The organism is Vibrio sp. YT-19(2023) (genome assembly GCF_033337395.1).
Genome location: NZ_JAWOQN010000329.1, coordinates 1 through 820, shown reverse-complemented (window position 1 = coordinate 820; position 820 = coordinate 1). Strand labels below are relative to the sequence as shown.

At 45.9% G+C, this 820-nt stretch carries 1 protein-coding gene; it reads right to left on the bottom strand.

The window, feature by feature from the left end; all coding sequences use genetic code 11:
- Window positions 1–49 precede the first annotated feature (49 nt).
- Window positions 50–820, bottom strand: a 771-nt coding sequence (gene nadC, locus R7E78_RS25720; RefSeq protein ID WP_318058554.1) for a carboxylating nicotinate-nucleotide diphosphorylase, incomplete at its 5' end; no start/stop codon positions are given.

Below are 820 nucleotides of genomic sequence, written 5' to 3'. Positions count from 1 at the left end.
ACTCACAACTAACTGAGTTAGTTGAAGTAATTGAAAATTGTTGCTTTTATTATTTGAAGCGCATCGAAAGATCCATTGCCTTAAGGTGCTTAGTTAAAGCGCCGACTGAGATGTAATCGACACCGGTTTCTGCGTATTCAGCGATAGTATCTAGAGTGATGTTGCCTGAGTTTTCTAAAGCGGCACGGCCTGCGTTAATCTCTACGGCTTCACGCATCATTTCTTTGGTGAAGTTATCTAGCATTATGATGTCGGCACCTGCTTCGATCGCTTCTTGTAGCTCAGCCAAGCTTTCTGTTTCTACTTCTACTGGTTTGCCAGGATTAAGTTCTTTTGCTGTGGTGATTGCTTGAGTAATTCCGCCACAAGCGATGATGTGGTTTTCTTTGATGAGGTAAGCGTCGAACACACCGATACGATGGTTAAAACCGCCACCGCAAGCAACGGCGTACTTCAGCGCGCTTCGATGACCCGGAATGGTTTTGCGTGTGTCTAACAAACGACAATCGGTATGCGCGATTTTTGCTGCATACTCAGCGGTTGTTGTTGCACAGCCAGAAAGGGTTTGAATAAAGTTCATTGCGTTGCGCTCACCCGTTAACAGGTCACGAGCTGGGCCAGTCAGCGTACAAAGTGTTTGGTTTGGCTCGACTTTATCGCCATCTTTTACATGCCATTCGATAGTGACTTTGCCGCCAAGCTGTTTAAATACTTCATCTGCCCAAGCTTGACCACAAAACACACCGTGTTCACGAGTGATGATGGTTGCGGTATTCATTGCATCAGCAGGAATAAGAGATGCGGTGATATCTTGTGACGC